This window comes from Stenotrophomonas sp. YJH_SMC_79, assembly GCF_059367995.1.
On sequence record NZ_JCAFRK010000003.1, the window covers coordinates 465,593 to 482,851 of the forward strand.

A 17,259-nucleotide genomic window follows, 5' to 3' on the forward strand; every position below is an offset into this window, starting at 1 on the left:
CCCCAAACCGGGGTTGAGGTCAAGCGCGGCGGCCGTGTCATGCCTCCGTCGCCTGCACCCGGTACAAAGGCCGCGTCCACCAGCAACGGGGGGACGCAGGCGAAGAAAGCTCTAAAGTTGTCCTGAAGCCGGCCGATACAGGTGTGTCCTTCCGCCTGGAGTCTGTCATGTCGGCCGTTGTTCCCCACCTCCGGTCCCTGCGCACGCGCCTTGCCACGTTGCGCTCGGCGTCCCCCGGCCTGCTGCTGTGGCTGCAGCCACACCGGCTCAGCGTGGCCAACAAGCTCAAGGCGACCCTGTGGGTCTGTGGCCTGGGCCTGGTGGCGATCGCCGCTGTCTACGCATGGACTGGCCATGCCAACGCCCTGGCTGCGCGCAGCCAGGCCAGCTACCAGCGCGGCAGCGATCTGGCTGCCAGCCTGTCCACGCGGGTGGCCGAAGCGCGTCGCCTGCAGACCCAGTATGCACGCAGTTTCGATGATGCCGACCGCGCGCAGCTGTTGGCCACGCAGAAGGCGTTGCAGACTGATCTGCAGGCGCTGCGCGCGACGCCGATGGATGCTGGCCGGCGCAAGGCCCTGCAGGCGCTGACCGAAGCTGCCGACGCGTTCTCGCAGGGTGTGGCCGCCCTGTTCGAACGGGTCGACGAGATGGGCCGTGGTGATGCCGGCCTCGCCGCGCAGCTGCAGCAGGCCGCTGACACCCTCCAGGCGCAGGTGGATGTGCAGCAGCGGCCCGCGCTGGCGCTGTCCCTGCAGAAGATGCGAAGGCAGGAGGCGCTGCTGCTGCTCGACGGTGATTCCACCCACGCCGACCGCGCCAGCGAGGAAAAGCTGCCGTTCGATCTCGCGCTGGCGGGCCTGCCCGCGGATGAGCAGGACACCCTGCGCACCGGTATGGAGGTGTATCAGGCCGCATTGCTGGGGTATACCGCTGCCCGCGTCGGCCTGGATGTGGAAGCGCAGTCGCTGCTGGATACCGCTGCGGGCGTAGCGCCGGCGCTGGCCGCATTCCAGCAGGCACAGGTGGCGGCGCTGGCCAGGGCGCAGGCGCGGCAGCAGGCCGGCGCGCGCACGATGAGCGTGCTGTTCGCACTGACCCTGCTGCTGGTGGCAGGCGTGCTGATCACCAGCCTGGTGCTGGTGCTGCGTGCGGTGCGCCAGCCGATCCAGGACACCCTGCGTTTCGCCAGCGATATCGCCGACGACCGCCTCGACACCACTCTGCGCGTCTACAACGCCAACGATGAGATCGGCCAGCTGGCCCAGCGCCTGGTCGACATGCAGCAGCGCCTGCGCGCGCGCATCGAGACCGAGCGTGCCGTGGCCCGCGGCAACACCCGCGTGCGCCAGGCACTGGACAGCGCGCAGACCGGGCTGATGGTGATCGATGCGGAAGGGCAGGTCGCCTACGCCAATCCGGCGCTGTTGGAGCAGCTTGAACTCCGGCTTGAAGATCTGGTGGGGAACGATGCGGTACGCCTGCATCCGGCACTGGCCAACCTGGCCGGCGTGCGCCAGCGCGAGGAGCGCGAGATCGGTCATGCCGGCGTCCGCTACCAGCTGATCGCCAATGCCATCACCGACGAAGGGCATTTCCTCGGCGTGGCAGTGGAGTGGCGCAGCCGCGCGCTGGAAACGCTGCTGGAAACCGAAGTGGCAGCACTGGTCGACGCCGCCGCACATGGCGACCTGCACGGTCGCATCGCGCTGGAGGGAAAGCAGGGCTTTGTGCGTACGTTGTCGACCAGCATCAATCGCCTGCTGGCCACGTTCGAGACCAACCTCGGCGATCTGCAGGCACTTCTGGCGGCGCTGGCCCGCGGCGACCTCAGCGTGCGCATGGAAGGTGAGCTGCAGGGCGTGTTCGCACGCATGCGCGACGATGCCAACGCCACCGTCGCGCAACTGGGCCGCATCGTCACCCGCATCCAGCAGGCGACGTCCAGCCTCGATACCGCTGTCGGTGAGATCGTTGCCGGTCACCATGATCTGTCGCAGCGCACCGAACAGCAGGCGGCCAACCTGGAAGAGACGGCAGCGTCGATGCACGAGCTGACCGACACCGTTGGCCGCAATGCCGATGCCGCGGGCCGTGCCGACGTGCTGGTCAAGGGCGCGGCAGCAGTGGCCCAGCGCGGTGGCGAGGCCGTTGGCCAGGTGGTCGCGACCATGCATGGCATCAGCGAGGCCTCGCGGCGGATCGGCGACATCACCCAGCTGATCGATGGCATCGCCTTCCAGACCAACATCCTCGCGCTGAATGCTGCGGTGGAAGCAGCGCGCGCGGGTGAGCAGGGTCGCAGCTTCGCTGTGGTGGCTGCGGAAGTGCGCCTGCTGGCACAACGCAGCGCGGAGGCGGCCAAGCAGATCAAGGGCCTGATCGAGGATTCGGTGGCGCGTGTAGGCCAGGGCAACCAGCAGGCCGAACAGGCCGGCACCACGATGGGCGAGATTGTCGGCAGCGTGCAGCAGCTTGCGGATCTGCTGACAGGTATCCGCAGCGCGTCGCAGGACCAGCATGCCGGCATCGCCCAGGTGAACCAGACCATCGTGCAGATGGAGGCCAGTACCCAGCGCAACGCCAGCCTGGTGGAAGAGGCTGGTGCCTCCACCGCGCAGATGCAGGCGCAGGTACACGCGCTGGCCGAAGCGGTGGGTGCGTTCCGGTTGCAGCCGGTGCCGCTGGCGCGCGCTGCGGCCTGATCCTGCTCCGGTAGTGCCGGCCGCTGGCCGGCACGCCCCTGGTCATGCCGGCCAGCGGCCGGCACTACCCTTGTGACTCAATACACGTCGCGGCGGTAGCGCCCGTTCTCCAGCAGCGTTTCCACAGCTTCATCGCCCAGCGCAGCGCGCAGCACGTGGTCCACGCCTTCGGCCATGCCCTGCAGCGAGCCGCAGACATGAATCACCGCGCCGCGCTGCATCCATCCGCGCAACGCGTCTGCGGCTGCATGCAGGCGATCCTGCACGTAACCACCTTCGCCATCGCGCGAGAACGCCAGGTCCACCCGCGCGAGATGGCCATCGGCCTGCCACGCTTCGATCTCATCGGCGAACAGGAAGTCGTGCGCGCGCTGGCGTTCGCCGAACAGCAGCCAGTGCCCGTGCTCACCTGCATGCGCGGCTTCGCGCAACAGGCTGCGCAGGCCCGCGATGCCGGTGCCGTTGCCGATCAATACCATGGGTGCACCGGTCACTCGATGGAAACCGGGATTGCGATGCACGCGGGAGGCGATGCTGGCGCCTATTGGCGCATGCAGTGACAGCCAGCCCGAGCCCAGGCCGGTGCGTCCGGCTTCGTCATGGACCAGCCGTACCACCAGTTCCACCACTTCATCATTCGTGGAGGAGGCGATGGAGTATTCGCGCCCGGGCAGCGTTGGCAATCCGGACAACCACAGGCAGGCATCCTGCACCGCCAGCGCGGCGTCGGCCTCGGGCAGCTCGCGTTCACTGGCCAGCGCCAGCAGGGTGCGTGGGTGACCGTCCACCAGCAGCGGCTGCAGCGGATCCAACCCCTGTGCTTTCAGCACCGCGCTGGCGTGCCGCGCGTTGTGCCGGGGCGCGATATGCAGGATGTCGCCCGCCTGCCACTGCACATCGGCCGGTGGCGCAAGACGGATGCGCCAGATGGCACCGCCCATGCTGCCCGGGTTGAGCCGGTCGCGGCCGAGCAGTCGCCATTCATGCATCCGCGTGGCCGCCGGCAGCACGCTGTCATCGGTGACGATGCCGGTCAGCGCGCCCAGCTGCAGCTGCCATTGGCGCAGGGCCGCTACCGAGGCGGCATCGACTTCGATGCGCTCGAACAGCGCACGCGCACCGTTGCTCAGCAGCCAGCCATCGAATTGGCGGCCAAAGCCGCAGTAATGCGGGTATTGGCGGTCACCGAGGGCGAGCAGGCCGAACTGCAGGCCCGACAGATCGGACGCTTGTGCCAGCAGCCGTCGCGCAGCGCCCCGCGCCGCATCCGGAGGTTCGCCATCGCCAAAGGTGCTCAGCACGAACAATGCCTGGGCAGTACGCGCGAGCTGCGTGGCATCGACCCGGGCCAATGGCAGTACCTGCACAGCATGGCCCGCGGCCTGCAGCTGCGCGGCAGCACGCCAGGCCAGCTGTTCGCCCAGCCCGCTCTGGCTGGCATGCACCACCAGCCACGGCGTGCCACCGCCATCGGCAGGCGTTGCTGGCAGCGACTGGCGCAGGCCACGCGCGGCGCGCTGACTACGGCGGCGGTCCAGGTAGAGCATCCAGCCGGTGATGAAGAACAGGCTCATGCCCAAACTGCTGAGCATCACCACGACACGCCCGGGCACGCCGAAGTAGCTGCCCGAGTGCAGCGCGAACACGCTGGTGGCCAGCTGCGCGCCGGCGCCCTGGCGCGCGTAGGGGCGGGCATCGAGCGTGGCACCCGTGCCCGGGTCGAGCTGCAGCAGATCATGCGCGCGGTCATGCTGGCCGCCGCGCTGCGACGGATCACCGGCCATCACGCGTACATTCAGTGCCTGCCCGGGCTTCTCCGGCAGGCGCAGGTCGATGTAGCCGGTGCGCACGCCGGGCAGTGCATACAGCGTGGCTTCGATGCGCTCCAGGTTCAGGGCGGTGTCGGTGGCGACCTTGTGCTTGGCGGCTGGTGCGACGCCCAACAGGGTGTTGGCGGCACTGCGATACCAGTCGAAGGACCACCACAGGCCGGTCAGTGCACTCATCAGGTAGATCAGCAGCACCCAGGTGCCGACCACCGAGTGCAGGCTCCACAGGAAGCCACGGCCGCTGCGTTTCCATTCCACCGCCAGCCAGCTGCGCCAGTGCCACCAGCGTCGCGGCCAGCGCAGATAGAGCCCGGACAGGGTGAAGAACAGCAGGGCGATGGCGCAGCTGCCGGTGATCCATTTGCCGCGCTCGCCGGCGGCGAGGTGGCGATGCAGGTCCTCGACGAAATCGAAGAACGCCTGCCCACGCAGGGCGCTGAATCGCTCGCCGCTGTACGGATCGAAGTAGACCCAGTGTTCCTTGCCGCCGGCGAAGCGTGCCACCGAGGGCCGCTGCCCGGTGGCATCCACGCGCAGGCGCTGCAGGGGGCGATCACTGCCGGCCTGCAGCAGCGGCACCAGTTCGCTGAGTTCAAGCGGAAGCTGGCCGTCGGCATGGTGCTTGGCGATCTCGGCGAAGCCGGGATTGGCCGCGCGCAGCAGTTCATCCTCGAAGGACAGCATGGCGCCGCTGAGGCCCATCACGGCCAGTACGGCACCGGCGGTGATGCCCAGCAGCCAGTGCAGTTGGAACAGGACGTTCTTGAACATCGAAGGAGGAGGGCCCGGAAGGCTGCCGCCCGCATCCTGCGCAACAGCAAATGAGAATTAGTCGCGGAATTCTCCGTGGCGCCCCGGCTGCGGTCAAGCAGGGGGTATCGGCCGGGCGGCGCCCGGCACCCGCGGTAGTGCCGGCCGCTGGCCGGCAACCTCAGAAGCAACAGCGTGCATTCCGTGGGATGGCGGGGTGGGACCGGTTGCGGGGGACGGCGCCAGTACGTCCCTGTAGCCTTGGCCGCGGCATCCATGCCGCGCACACCCCCGCAACCGGCCCCACCCCGCCTTCGACAGATTTCCGCGATCTGTAGATCCACGCCATGCGTGGATGCTCCTCGTTCAATTGCCGAAGTATTCGATTTCGATGGAGATTCATCCACGCATGGCGTGGATCTACCGTGTCGACCAAGGTCGACACCTACCAACAGCGCCTTGAACTTGTCGAAGGCGGGGCACTGTGGGCGTGCGGGGTGTGAGCCGCATGGATGCGGCGACCAAGCCCCCATGGATGGGTTCACGGCGGCCCCGCACGCCCACAGTGCCTCGCCATCTCACAGGAAGCCCGCTGTAGCTGTTGCTTCGGCTGTTGCTCTGGCCTGAAGCGGGTGCAGGGTGCAACCCTGCCGAACCCTCACTTCACCCAGCCGTCGATCTCGCCGTGGGCGAACGGCCCCAGCTTTGCCTTCACCAGCCGCCCCTGTGCATCGAACAGCACGCTGTAGGGCAGCAGGCCCTGTGTATTGCCCAGCTGCACGCTGGCATCGCGCGGTCCCGGGGTCTCGATCACGATCGGGTAATCCACCGGCACCCGTTGCAGGAAACCGCGCACGTCTTCCGGCGTATCCAGCGCCAGGCCCAGCACCTGCACGCCTGGGTCGCCCTGTGCTGCGGCAAAGCGCGCCAGTTCGGGCATTTCTTCAACGCAGGGCGCGCACCAGCTGGCCCAGACATTGATCAACAGCGGGCGACCGCCAGCGTGCTGGCGCAGGTCCAGCGGCCGGCCTTCAAGATCGGGCAGCGACAGCGCGGGCAGGCTGTCGCCGACCTGCAGGACGGGTGCCGCAGCCGCCACAGCAGGTGCCGCTGGCATGGCCTCAGGCGCAGCGGGCGCGGGAGCCAATCGATGCCCGGCCCACAGGCCAAGGCCGGCGGCCAGCACCGCTGTCCACAGCAGCGCTGGCCGTTGCCACTTCATCGTGCGGTGCGCAGCAGCGCTTCCTCCACCACTGCCTGGGTCAGCAGGGTCGGCAGCACGGTCGGCGGCGCGCCGGGGCCGTACACCACGTACAGCGGCACGCCGACGGCCTTGTGCTCTTCCAGGAACGTGGTGATCTGCGGATCGACGTTGGTGTAGTCACCGCGCATGTACACCGCGTTGGTGCGCTTGAGCAGTTCCTTGAACTCTGGCCGCGACAGCACGGCGCGCTCGTTGGCCTTGCAGCTCACGCACCAGTCGGCGGTCATGTTCACGAACACCACGCGGTTGTCGGCGCGCAGGCGGTCCAGCAGCTGCGGCGAGTACTCCACCACGTTGTCGCTGGCCGCCTGTGCGGCGCGTGCCGGCGGTGCCAGCTGGGTCACACCCCAGGCGGGAACCAGTGCACCGATTGCCAGCAGCACGCCGAGCAGGGTGACGGCGCGCGAGCCAGTCCAGCGGTTGCGTTCGAACAGCCACAGGCCGAAGGCGAACAGCAGCAGGCCACCCAGCACCAGCGCCATGCCGTCCACGCCACGCTGCTTGCCCAGCACCCACAGCAGCCACAGCGCGGTGGCATACATCGGGAAGGCCAGCACGTGCTTGAGCGTTTCCATCCATGGGCCCGGCTTGGGCAGGCGGCGCGCCAGCGCCGGCACGAAGCCGATCAGCAGGAACGGCAGCGCCAGGCCCAGGCCGAGGAACAGGAACACGGTCATCGCTTTCAGCGGCGGGGCAATGAACGCGTAGGCAATCGCGCCACCCATGAACGGGCCGACGCAGGCACTGCCGACCACGCAGGCCAGCGCACCGGTGAAGAAGTCACCGGCCGGGCCACTGCGGCTGGCCAGCGACTGGCCCAGGTTGCCGATGCCACCGCCGAGGGTGAATACGCCGGACAGGCTCAGGCCCACCGCGAACATGATGTAGGCCAGCGCCGCCACCACACCCGGGTGCTGCAGCTGGAAGCCGATGCCGACGGCGTTGCCGATCGCACGCAGGCCGACCATCAACGCACCGATCACCGCGAACGCGACCAGCACGCCCAGCGTGTACCAGAGGGCGTGGCTGCGCGCGCGCTGCGGGCTTTCGCCGCTCTGCGCCAGGCTCAGTACCTTCAGCGAGAGGATCGGCAGCACGCAGGGCATCAGGTTCAGTACCAGGCCACCGGCCAGGGCCAGCAGCAGCACCCACACGAATGACCTGTCCGGATTCGGCGTGGTCGCCGGCGGACGCGTCCGGAGCGCGTTGTCACCGCGCGCATCGGCAGCGAACTCATTACCGCTTCCGGCGCCTGCAACGGCCGGGGTGGCGGCATCCGTATTGGGCACCGTCGGCAGCAGGCGCAGGGGGGCGCCGTTGGCGCCTTCGCGTGGCGCTGCAGCCGACGGGCTGATCACCTCGTTGCGCGGCGGTGCCTGGTCGGTGCTGGCGCTGACCTTGCCGGCCGGGATCGACAGCTTCACCCGGCGGGTCATCGGCGGGTAGCAGATACCATCGGTCTGGCAGCCCTGGAAGGTCACCACCAGGGTACTGTCGACCGCGTCAGCGACGGAGCGGCGCAGCGGCAGCGGCACTTCCACCTGGTTGAAGTAGACCGAGACATCGCCGAAGTGTTCGTCGCGATGCGACTGCGCGGCAGGCCAGCGCAGCTTGTCGGCCAGCACCCCGGTACTGCCGTCCAGCTTCACCGAAGTGCGGTCGCGATACAGGTAGTAGCCCGGCGCCGGGCTGAAGCGCAGCAGCAGGGTGTTGCCGTCACTGGCGATGGCGTCGAAGCCGAACGCCTGTTCCGACGGCAGCGGCAGCGCCTGGCTGTTGCTGGCCGCACCCGGCAGGCGCAGGCCGCCGCTGTTGCCGGCACCGGCCAGCGGGTTGTTGAACGGGCTGGCGGCACCGGCACGCGGGGCCGGGGCGGTGGCCTGTGCACCGGCACCGGGCAGGGTGACCTGCACCACGCGCTTCTGCGGCGGGTAGCAGACACCGGCATCGGCGCAGCCCTGGTAGCGTACTTCCAGGCTGATGGTGCCCGCTGCATCGGTCGGCGTGCCGGGCAGGGTGGCCTGCAGGCGCTCGCGATAGGTTTCGACCTCGCCGAAGAAATCGTCGTGGTGCTTGTCGCCCTTGGGCATCTGCAGCGCGCCGGCATTGAAGGCCGGGTCGGCCTTGACGCTGGTGCGATGGCGATACAGGTAATAGCCGGGCGCGATCTTGAACTGCAGTTGCACCTGGCCACGTTCGGGGGCGGTGGCGGTCAGCGCGAACGCCTGGTCCACCGGCAGCAGGTCCTTCTCATCCAGCGCGAACGCTGGCAGCGAGAGCCACATCAGGGCGCACAAGGCGGCGCCACGCGCAAACAGAGTCTTCAATCAGTGTCCTCCCGGGTCTGTGCCCGGATCCAGTCCAGATACGCCGGCAGGCCGGCCCGGGTTTCGACCGCGATGCACTCCGGGAGTTCATACGGATGCAGTTCGACGATCCGGGCAATCGCGTGATCGACGCGGCTTGCGGTGGTCTTCACCAGCAGCTGCAGCTCGGCGTCGGTGGTCACCTCGCCCTGCCAGCGGTAGGTCGACTGCGCGCCATCGAGGCGGGTCACGCACGCGGCCAGGCGCTCTCCGACCAGCGCGTGCGCGATGCGCTCGGCACTGGCCCGGTCCGGGCAGGTGGTCAACAGCAGCAGGACGGGATCGACGGTCGACATGACCGTCGAGTATAGGGCCGCCGCCGGGTCAGGGCCCGGCGGCGGCGATGGACCGCTGCGTTGCGCGGTCAGTTGGCCAGCTGGCAGGTGGCCGGCTTGGCCGAGGTGAACAGGCCAGGGGTTGCCCACTCGGGGTGGTCGATGAACGGGTTGCGGTTGCCCTGGAAGCTGTAGATCACGTCATTGCGCGCACGCTCGGCATCATCCGGCGGATCGGACAGGTGCCAGTCGATCAGGGTCGACAGCAGGCCCATGTAGGCCGGCGAGCTGCTGGTCTTGACGATCCTGCTGCGGTCGTCGGTCAGCTCCAGGTCCGGCTCGGACTGGCCGGTGGCCGCATCCTTGCCGCCCTCGTAGCGGATGGCCATGTACATGACCGCACGCGCCATGTCGCCCTTGCGCTTGCCCCACACTTCGAACGTGCCGGTGTTGCCGTCCGGCGTGCGCACCCAGTTGGAATTGCCCGGATAGCCACCGCTGCCGCCGCCCTGGCCGTTGTTGGCCTCGGTGGCGCGCTCGCCGCAGTTGGCGTCGCACTTGGCGAACGGCTTGTTGCCACGGTCGGCGTTCCACTGTGCATCGGTCAGGTACAGCATGTGGGTGTCGGTGTACGGCGCGTACGGCAGGCCCTTGTCACCGGTGGTGCTGGCGAAGCCCAGCGAGTTCGGCCAGGTGTGTTCGCGGTTGTACTTCAGGCCACTGCCGCTGCCGGCGCGATCGGTCACCTTGGCGTAGCTGCGGTTGCGATACGCGTCGAGGATGCGGTTCGGGTTGTTCGGGTCCTCGTCGGCAATCTCCAGGATGGTCCAGGTGCTGGTGCCCGAGCCGCTGTACGGGTAGGCGGTGTGGCCCTTGATGGTGGCGTGCAGCGAGCAGCGCAGCTGGCTCGGGCTGGACGTGTTCACCTTCGAGTAGTAGCCGGCCGGCACGCCCGGATTGCCCGGGTCGGGATTGCCGCCGGTGCTGGCCACGGTGAAGGCGATGCGGCTGTCGGCGGCCGGGTGCGCGCCCTGCAGGTCGGTGATGCGCGCGGCGCGGATGTCGAAGCGGCAGGCCTCACCGGCCACCAGCGCGGTATTGGTGGACAGCTTCACGCTGCGCCCGCTGGCGGGGAAGGTCAGCGGCACGCTGCCGGAACTGCCGCAGCTCAGCGCGAAGGCGCCACTGGCCAGGTTCACCGTCTCGCTGAACACCACTTCCAGATCGGCCGCGGCCGGGAAGGTGCTGCTGCCCTGTGCCGGGGTGGTGGTGGACACCGACGGCGGCGTGTTCGGGCCCGGGGTGCCGCCACCACTGAAGGTCTGGCCGTTGTTGCAGCTGCCGAAGGTCTGCCTGGCCGACTCGGCCCAGGTGAAGTGGGCGTACTGGCTGCCGCTGCCGGTCAGCTGCAGCGAGGTGCCCGGCGCCGTGCTGTTGGTCTCGGCCACCGGAATGTTCTGGCTGGTCATGCCGGCGGCAGGGCCACCGGAGGCGGTGATGGCGCCCTCGTAGCTGAGGAACTGGACCACCTTGCCGCTGGCATCGACCAGGGCGATGCCATCGTTCGGGCCGTTCTGGAGGCCGTTGGTCGGGTAGCTGACCACGGCGATGCTGGCGCTGCCGCAGCCCGCGGCGGTACCGGCCGGGACCGGGTTGTTGGCGTAGACCGTGGCGGCCGAAGGATTGCTGCCGTTGTAGAGGTAAAGCCGATAGCCGGACAGGTCCTCTCCGGCGGTGGCGACGACCTCGATCGCTTCGCCGACGTCACCGGCGGCGGTGCTGTCGTCGTAATGCAGTTCGTTGATGAAGACCTCGGCCTGGGCCGGCGCGGCGGCCAGCGCCAGCAGGCAGGCGGCGGCAAGCGGGGACAGCAATCGCATCGACAACTCCTTGTGATTGGGAATGCGCGGCCGAGCCTAAGGCCGATCCAGTGACACTTTGTCGTAAATGAACGTCAGATATCTGACAGTGCGACGCGGATCACCAAAAGTCGAGGGCGCCGAGGACCGAATGGATGCGTTTCACCGGGCTGAACGTCTTCATGCAGGGACGCGCTGTGCGGGCCTGGCCGCACCGAAATTTTTTCCGGGGACGGCCTTGAAAGGCCCGGGGGCAGCTCCATCTCTGTCCTGCTCCCGATTCGTCGGGCTTTTTCGCGAGCGATGCTGGCAGTCACCTGGGGTGAGTGCTAACATCGCCAGACTTTTTCAGACCAATCAATAACTTAAGAGGTCTCTCATGAGCATCAAGCCGCTGCACGACCGCGTTGTGGTCAAGCCGATCGAAGCCGACGAAATCTCCGCCGGTGGCATCGTCATTCCGGATTCGGCCAAGGAAAAGTCCACCAAGGGTGAAGTCGTGGCCGTCGGCCCGGGCAAGCCGCTGGACAACGGCAGCGTGCGTGCGCCGTCGCTGAAGGTTGGCGACAAGGTCATCTACGGCCAGTACGCCGGCAGCTCGTACAAGAGCGAAGGCGTCGAGTACAAGGTCCTGCGCGAAGACGACGTGCTCGCCGTCATCGGCTGAGCCTCGGCGCGACCTGCTTCATCCCCTGATTCCAAACACCCAGCCGCCGGGCATGGCCCGGCGCTACCAATGAGGTAACTGCAATGGCTGCCAAGGATATTCGTTTCGGTGAAGACGCCCGTTCGCGCATGGTGCGCGGCGTCAACGTTCTCGCCAATGCCGTCAAGGCCACCCTGGGCCCGAAGGGCCGCAACGTCGTGCTGGAAAAGAGCTTCGGCGCCCCGACCATCACCAAGGACGGCGTCTCCGTCGCCAAGGAAATCGAACTGGCTGACAAGTTCGAGAACATGGGCGCACAGATGGTGAAGGAAGTCGCTTCGCGCACCAACGACGACGCCGGCGACGGCACCACCACCGCCACCGTGCTGGCCCAGGCCCTGATCCGCGAAGGCGCCAAGGCTGTTGCCGCCGGCATGAACCCGATGGATCTGAAGCGCGGTATCGACAAGGCCGTCGTGGCCGCCGTTGCCGAGCTGAAGACCATCTCCAAGCCGACCGCTGACGACAAGGCGATTGCCCAGGTCGGTACCATCTCGGCCAACTCGGACGAGTCGATCGGCCAGATCATCGCCGACGCGATGAAGGAAGTCGGCAAGGAAGGCGTGATCACCGTTGAAGAAGGCTCGGGCCTGGACAACGAGCTGGACGTGGTCAAGGGCATGCAGTTCGACCGCGGCTACCTGTCCCCGTACTTCATCAACAACCAGCAGTCGCAGACCGCTGACCTGGATGACCCGTTCATCCTGCTGCACGACAAGAAGATCTCCAACGTCCGTGACCTGCTGCCGGTGCTGGAAGGCGTCGCCAAGGCCGGCAAGCCGCTGCTGATCGTTGCCGAAGAAGTCGAAGGCGAAGCGCTGGCCACCCTGGTGGTCAACACCATCCGTGGCATCGTCAAGGTCGTGGCCGTCAAGGCTCCGGGCTTCGGCGACCGTCGCAAGGCGATGCTGGAAGACATGGCCGTGCTGACCGGTGGCACCGTGATCTCCGAAGAAGTTGGCCTGTCGCTGGAAAAGGCCACCATCAAGGACCTGGGCCGCGCCAAGAAGGTGCAGGTTTCCAAGGAAAACACCACCATCATCGATGGCGTGGGTGACAAGGCTGCCGTCGACGCACGCGTCGGCCAGATCAAGACCCAGATCCAGGACACCTCCTCCGATTACGACCGCGAGAAGCTGCAGGAACGCGTGGCCAAGCTGGCCGGCGGCGTTGCCGTGATCAAGGTCGGTGCTTCGACCGAAATCGAAATGAAGGAAAAGAAGGACCGCGTCGACGACGCCCTGCACGCGACCCGTGCAGCCGTTGAAGAAGGCGTGGTCCCGGGCGGCGGCGTTGCCCTGGTCCGTGCGGTCACCGCACTGGCCGGCCTGAAGGGTGCCAACGAAGACCAGAACCACGGCATCCAGATCGCCCTGCGCGCGATGGAAGCCCCGCTGCGCGAAATCGTTGCCAACGCCGGTGAAGAGCCGTCGGTCATCATCAACAAGGTCAAGGAAGGCACCGGCAGCTTCGGCTACAACGCCGCCACCGGCGAGTTCGGCGACATGCTGCAGTTCGGCATCCTGGACCCGACCAAGGTGACCCGTTCGGCCCTGCAGAACGCGGCCTCGATCGCTGGCCTGATGATCACCACCGAAGCCATGGTTGCCGAAGCTCCGAAGAAGGACGAGCCGGCCATGGGCGGCGCCGGTGGCATGGGCGGCATGGGTGGCATGGGCGGCATGGACTTCTAAGGTCCACGCCCGCGTCGGACGTTGCCGGCCCTGGTCGGCGCGTCTTCCCGATGCAAAGAAGAACCCCGCCGCGAGGCGGGGTTTTTTGTTGCCCGGTTGCCGCCATGGCGCCGCGTCGCTACGCTCGGCGACCATGCCTACCTCGTTCATCGTCGTCGACGACTTCCTCTCTCCGGCCGATGCGCACGGCCTGCGCCAGGCCGGCCTGGGCCTGACCTACCCGGCGCAGGAGGGCGCGTTCCCCGGCCGCAATTCGCTCGAACGGCTGGAGCTGGACGGCCTGTCCGAGGCCGCATCGCGGCTGGTCAACGAACCCCTGCGGCCGGTCAATCCGCTGCAGTCGCACGGCAAGTTCCGGCTGACCCTGGCCAGCGATGTCGGTCGCGCCAAGGTGCACACCGATCATTCGCACTGGTCCGGCATCCTCTACCTCAGCGCTCCGGAGCACTGCGAAGGCGGTACCGAGTTCTTCCGCCACCGCCGCACCAATACCGAGCGCATGGCGTTGAACGCCCACGAGCTGGCTGCGCTGGGCTACGCCAATGGCGGCGACATGCATCGCGACATCATCGAGCGCGACAGCGTCGACGACAGCCAGTGGGAGATGACCATGCGCATCCCGATGCGCTTCAACCGCCTGGTGCTGCTGCGCCCGTGGTTCTGGCATACCGCTGGCCCGGCCTTCGGCGACCGGCCGGAGAATGGGCGGCTGGTCTACCTGATGTTCTTCGAGCAGGCGCGTTGAGGAATGCCATCCACGCATGGCGTGGATCTACCGAGGTAGCCGCGCAGGCGCCATTGCCCCCTCAATCGACGAATGCCTTCGCCGCGCCGTACTCCCACTGCCACGGCACGCCGGTGTCGCCCAGCACGAAGGCCACCAGCGCCGGGAAGGTCGCTTCGGCGCGCACATCGTTGCCCAGGATCACCACGCAGCGCTGCTGCCGCTCCACGCACACCAGCGTGTTGCCCACCGCATCATCGTGGCCGCCCTTGTAGAAGCCCGCGCCTTGCGGGCCACGGAACGTCACCACGCCCAGGCCCGCCGCCAGGTCCTTGCGCTGCTGCGCCTTCGGCAGCTCCGGCTGCAGGGTAGGGAACTGGCTGGCGGTGGTGATCGCCAGCTGCGGCCGCACCAGCTCCTTGCGCATCGCCGCTGACAGCCCATCGCCGCGCACGTAGCCAGCGGCGAAACGGGCCATGTCGGCGATGGTGGTATCCATCGAACCGGCCGCACGCACGCGGCTGCGCTCATCGTGCGGCTCGGCGGTGCCCTCCACGGTCCAGCCGTCTGCCAGGTTGGTGGCGAAGTCCTCGCGCCACATCATGCTGGTGCGGGTCATGCCGAAGCGGTCGAACACCCGCTGCTGCATCAACGTGCCCACATCCTCGCCCAGCCGCCCGCGTTCGATCACGAACTGCAGCAGGATCAACCCTTCGCCGGAATAGCCGTAGCGGCTGCCCGGATCGAAGTGGAACTTCAGCCGGCCGTCCGGTTCGAGGAACCCGAAGTTGGCAAAGCCACTGGCGTGGTTGAGCAGCAGGCGAGGGGTGAGCTGGCGCCAGCGTGCATCATCGGCCAGCACGCTGTAGTCGGCGTACTTCTTCGTTTCGGGCGGATAGTCCGGCAGCGGCTTGTCCAGGGCGGTAGCGATGCTGGCATCGAGATCGATACGCGCGTCCTGCGCCAGCTGTGCGACCAGGTGGCCGAAGGCCATCTTGGTCAGTGACGCAGCGTACATCACGGTGTCGGTGCGCAGCGGCTCGCCTGCGGCGTTGCGTTCACCGTAGGCGGCCACATGCACCACCTTGCCGTCATCGATCACCGCCAGCGCCATCCCGCGCGCATGGGCCGCCTGCATCAGCCGCTGTGCTTCGGCATCGATGCGAGTGGGCGAGGGCACGGGTGGCGGCGCGGCCAGCACCGCCAGCGGGAGCAGCGTCAGCAACATCAGGGTGGCACGGCACATGCGTGGAACTCCTGGTGGGGCGCACGGCGATGCTACGCCAGGCTGCCGCTGGCGTCATTGCCAGATGTCAGCTGGCCTGCGGCCGGCGCAGGCAGATCCGGGCCGCGCCGGCACCGATGTCCACCTGGCCGCCGCGCATTGCATCGGCACCGAGGATCAGCGCCGGCCGGGCCTCCAGTCCGATCGCCTTGAACACCGGCAGTTCGCTGATGCGGACCTCCATCGACGGGTGCTGCCAGCCGCTGCCGGTCATGCCGGCCAGGGTGTACAGCCAGGTCGCCTGCTTTCCGCCGCCCAGGCCTTCGGTGCCCTTCTCACGCACCCGCACCCGTGCGTCGCTGCCGTCCGTGCGCAGCCCCAGTGCGCGGGCCGCTTCGGCGTTGAGGACGGTCTGTGCGGCACCGGTGTCGACCACGGCGATGGCGTCCACAGCGGGCGCGCCCAGTGCAAGCGTGATGAAGCCGAACTGCCGCAGGCCGTCAGTACGGCCGGGCAGCGCATTGGGCTGGCAACCCGGTCCTTCCAGGTTCAATCCGCCGGGTGTCCACAGCGCCAGTTGATTGCGGCCGAAGTCCCAACGGGTGTCCCAGCGCCCGGTCAGATCGTTGCCGATCAAGCCGTCAATGGCCGGATCATCGTCCTTCGGCAACGACGACAGATCGACCTTCATGGCTTGGGCCTGCAGCTGCCAACTGCCCAGCTGCCAGGACGTGCTGCGCATGCGCTGCAGCCGTGCGGAAGCTGCACTCGCCCCCTGGGCCTGTGATACCTCTGCATCCGCATCCTCCAGGCCATAGCGCCGCACGACGCGGTCATCGACCAGGGTTGCGCCTGCAGCGCTGTCGACCACGAAGCGCAGCGGTTCGGCACGCCCGTCCAGCGACACGGCCACGGCCGGATGACCGCCCTGCATCCACATCGGCAGGATGTGTTCGGGGGCATCGGACGCCAGCGCAGGCAGCGGGGCAGCAAGCAGGAGGAATGGGATGAGGCGCAAGGCAAGTCTCCGCAGTGATCATGGGTGACCATTGGCGCGCAGCGGCGTATCGCGGGAATATCGGCGTTGATACCGTCCTGATACAGACCTGCCTGATACTGCCCGCATGCCTACTCCCGCCCGTGTCATCGTTGTCGATGACGACGCCAGCATCCGTGATGCCATCGCCGATTGCCTGTTGCTGCATGGCTACCAGGTGCGGGTGGCCGCGGACGCGACGGCGCTGGACGTGCTGCTGCAGGTCGATCGCCCGGACGTGATCATCCTCGACTGGATGATGCCCGGTGAGGATGGCCTGTCGGTGTGCCGCCGGCTGCAGGCACGGGCCATTCCGATCCTGATGCTGTCGGCGATGGGCAGCGCACCGGACAGGGTGATCGGCCTGGAGATGGGCGCGGACGATTACCTGGCCAAGCCGTTCGACCCGCGCGAGCTGCTGGCGCGGGTACGCGCGCTGCTGCGCCGGCAGGACAAGCTGCGCACGCAGATAGCCAGTGAACTGCGCTTTTCTGGTTGGCGGTTGCTGCCGGAACAACGTCGCCTGCTGGCACCGGATGGGAATGAGCTGGTGCTCAGCCGTGGTGAATTCAGCCTGTTGCTGGCGCTGGCCGAACGCCCCGGGCGAGTGCTGGGGCGCGAGCAGCTGCTGCAGCTGAGCCGTGGCGAGCCCAGTGACAGCGTCGACCGCGCGGTCGACCTGGCGATCAGCCGGCTGCGCCGCAAGCTCGGGCAGGCATCACCCGGTGCGGAAGCCCTGGTGCAGACATCGCGTGGCGAAGGCTATCGCTTCGACGCTGAGGTACAGGTGTTGTGAGCAGCCGGTGGCCGACTGCGCGTTGGATCG

General features: G+C 67.8%; 12 protein-coding genes. 5 read left to right on the forward strand and 7 right to left on the reverse strand.

Annotated features, from left to right (window positions below; genetic code table 11):
- Positions 1-167 precede the first annotated feature (167 nt).
- Entirely contained in the window at positions 168-2,705 is a 2,538-nt protein-coding gene (locus tag AC5P57_RS13215; protein ID WP_262235403.1) for a methyl-accepting chemotaxis protein, read from the forward strand.
- Positions 2,706-2,782: 77 nt separating this feature from the next.
- Here AC5P57_RS13215 and AC5P57_RS13220 read toward each other — a convergent pair whose 3' ends face one another.
- From AC5P57_RS13220 to AC5P57_RS13240, 5 genes are all read right to left on the reverse strand, one after another.
- Positions 2,783-5,305, reverse strand: a complete 2,523-nt coding sequence (locus AC5P57_RS13220) for a PepSY domain-containing protein (RefSeq protein ID WP_142806839.1) — start codon at positions 5,303-5,305, stop codon at positions 2,783-2,785.
- Positions 5,306-5,942: 637 nt separating this feature from the next.
- Complete coding sequence (locus tag AC5P57_RS13225) at positions 5,943-6,506, reverse strand: TlpA family protein disulfide reductase (protein WP_099554472.1); 564 nt, start codon at positions 6,504-6,506, stop codon at positions 5,943-5,945.
- Positions 6,503-8,875, reverse strand: a complete 2,373-nt coding sequence (locus tag AC5P57_RS13230) for a protein-disulfide reductase DsbD domain-containing protein (protein ID WP_262235402.1) — start codon at positions 8,873-8,875, stop codon at positions 6,503-6,505. The genes AC5P57_RS13225 and AC5P57_RS13230 overlap by 4 nt, the downstream gene beginning before the upstream one ends.
- Positions 8,872-9,210 carry a divalent-cation tolerance protein CutA gene (gene cutA, locus AC5P57_RS13235; protein ID WP_099554476.1) on the reverse strand — a complete coding sequence of 113 codons (339 nt, stop codon included), beginning with the start codon at positions 9,208-9,210 and terminating at the stop codon, positions 8,872-8,874. Before cutA ends, AC5P57_RS13230 begins: the two co-directional genes overlap by 4 nt.
- Positions 9,211-9,278: 68 nt before the next feature.
- Entirely contained in the window at positions 9,279-11,069 is a 1,791-nt protein-coding gene (locus AC5P57_RS13240; RefSeq protein WP_262235401.1) for an endonuclease, read from the reverse strand.
- Between the two features lie 358 nt (positions 11,070-11,427).
- On the opposite strand from AC5P57_RS13240, the gene AC5P57_RS13245 reads away from it, so the two are divergent.
- The 3 genes from AC5P57_RS13245 (at position 11,428) to AC5P57_RS13255 (ending at position 14,193) form a co-directional block, all read left to right on the forward strand.
- Positions 11,428-11,715: a co-chaperone GroES gene (locus AC5P57_RS13245; RefSeq protein WP_006396661.1), complete on the forward strand. Its 288-nt coding sequence runs from the start codon at positions 11,428-11,430 to the stop codon at positions 11,713-11,715.
- Between the two features lie 83 nt (positions 11,716-11,798).
- Positions 11,799-13,448: a chaperonin GroEL gene (gene groL / locus AC5P57_RS13250; RefSeq protein WP_014038666.1), complete on the forward strand. Its 1,650-nt coding sequence runs from the start codon at positions 11,799-11,801 to the stop codon at positions 13,446-13,448.
- Positions 13,449-13,581: 133 nt separating this feature from the next.
- Entirely contained in the window at positions 13,582-14,193 is a 612-nt protein-coding gene (locus AC5P57_RS13255; RefSeq protein ID WP_005411225.1) for a DUF6445 family protein, read from the forward strand.
- 61 nt (positions 14,194-14,254) lie between these two features.
- Here AC5P57_RS13255 and AC5P57_RS13260 read toward each other — a convergent pair whose 3' ends face one another.
- Both AC5P57_RS13260 and AC5P57_RS13265 read right to left on the reverse strand, forming a co-directional pair.
- Positions 14,255-15,418, reverse strand: coding sequence for a serine hydrolase domain-containing protein (locus tag AC5P57_RS13260; RefSeq protein ID WP_262235400.1), 1,164 nt, complete (start codon positions 15,416-15,418; stop codon positions 14,255-14,257).
- A gap of 67 nt (positions 15,419-15,485) precedes the next feature.
- Entirely contained in the window at positions 15,486-16,415 is a 930-nt protein-coding gene (locus AC5P57_RS13265) for a retropepsin-like aspartic protease (protein WP_262235399.1), read from the reverse strand.
- Positions 16,416-16,521: 106 nt separating this feature from the next.
- On the opposite strand from AC5P57_RS13265, the gene AC5P57_RS13270 reads away from it, so the two are divergent.
- The gene (locus tag AC5P57_RS13270; protein ID WP_262235398.1) at positions 16,522-17,229 is read left to right on the forward strand and encodes a response regulator transcription factor; all 708 of its coding nucleotides are present in this window, start codon (positions 16,522-16,524) and stop codon (positions 17,227-17,229) included.
- Positions 17,230-17,259 lie beyond the last annotated feature (30 nt).

Coding starts and splice junctions, on each gene's coding strand:
- AC5P57_RS13215 (WP_262235403.1), top strand. CDS start 168: ATGTCGGCCGTTGTTCCCCACCTCCGGTCCCTGCGCACGCGCCTTGCC.
- AC5P57_RS13220 (WP_142806839.1), bottom strand. CDS start 5,305: ATGTTCAAGAACGTCCTGTTCCAACTGCACTGGCTGCTGGGCATCACC.
- AC5P57_RS13225 (WP_099554472.1), bottom strand. CDS start 6,506: ATGAAGTGGCAACGGCCAGCGCTGCTGTGGACAGCGGTGCTGGCCGCC.
- cutA (WP_099554476.1), bottom strand. CDS start 9,210: ATGTCGACCGTCGATCCCGTCCTGCTGCTGTTGACCACCTGCCCGGAC.
- AC5P57_RS13240 (WP_262235401.1), bottom strand. CDS start 11,069: ATGCGATTGCTGTCCCCGCTTGCCGCCGCCTGCCTGCTGGCGCTGGCC.
- AC5P57_RS13245 (WP_006396661.1), top strand. CDS start 11,428: ATGAGCATCAAGCCGCTGCACGACCGCGTTGTGGTCAAGCCGATCGAA.
- groL (WP_014038666.1), top strand. CDS start 11,799: ATGGCTGCCAAGGATATTCGTTTCGGTGAAGACGCCCGTTCGCGCATG.
- AC5P57_RS13255 (WP_005411225.1), top strand. CDS start 13,582: ATGCCTACCTCGTTCATCGTCGTCGACGACTTCCTCTCTCCGGCCGAT.
- AC5P57_RS13260 (WP_262235400.1), bottom strand. CDS start 15,418: ATGTGCCGTGCCACCCTGATGTTGCTGACGCTGCTCCCGCTGGCGGTG.
- AC5P57_RS13270 (WP_262235398.1), top strand. CDS start 16,522: ATGCCTACTCCCGCCCGTGTCATCGTTGTCGATGACGACGCCAGCATC.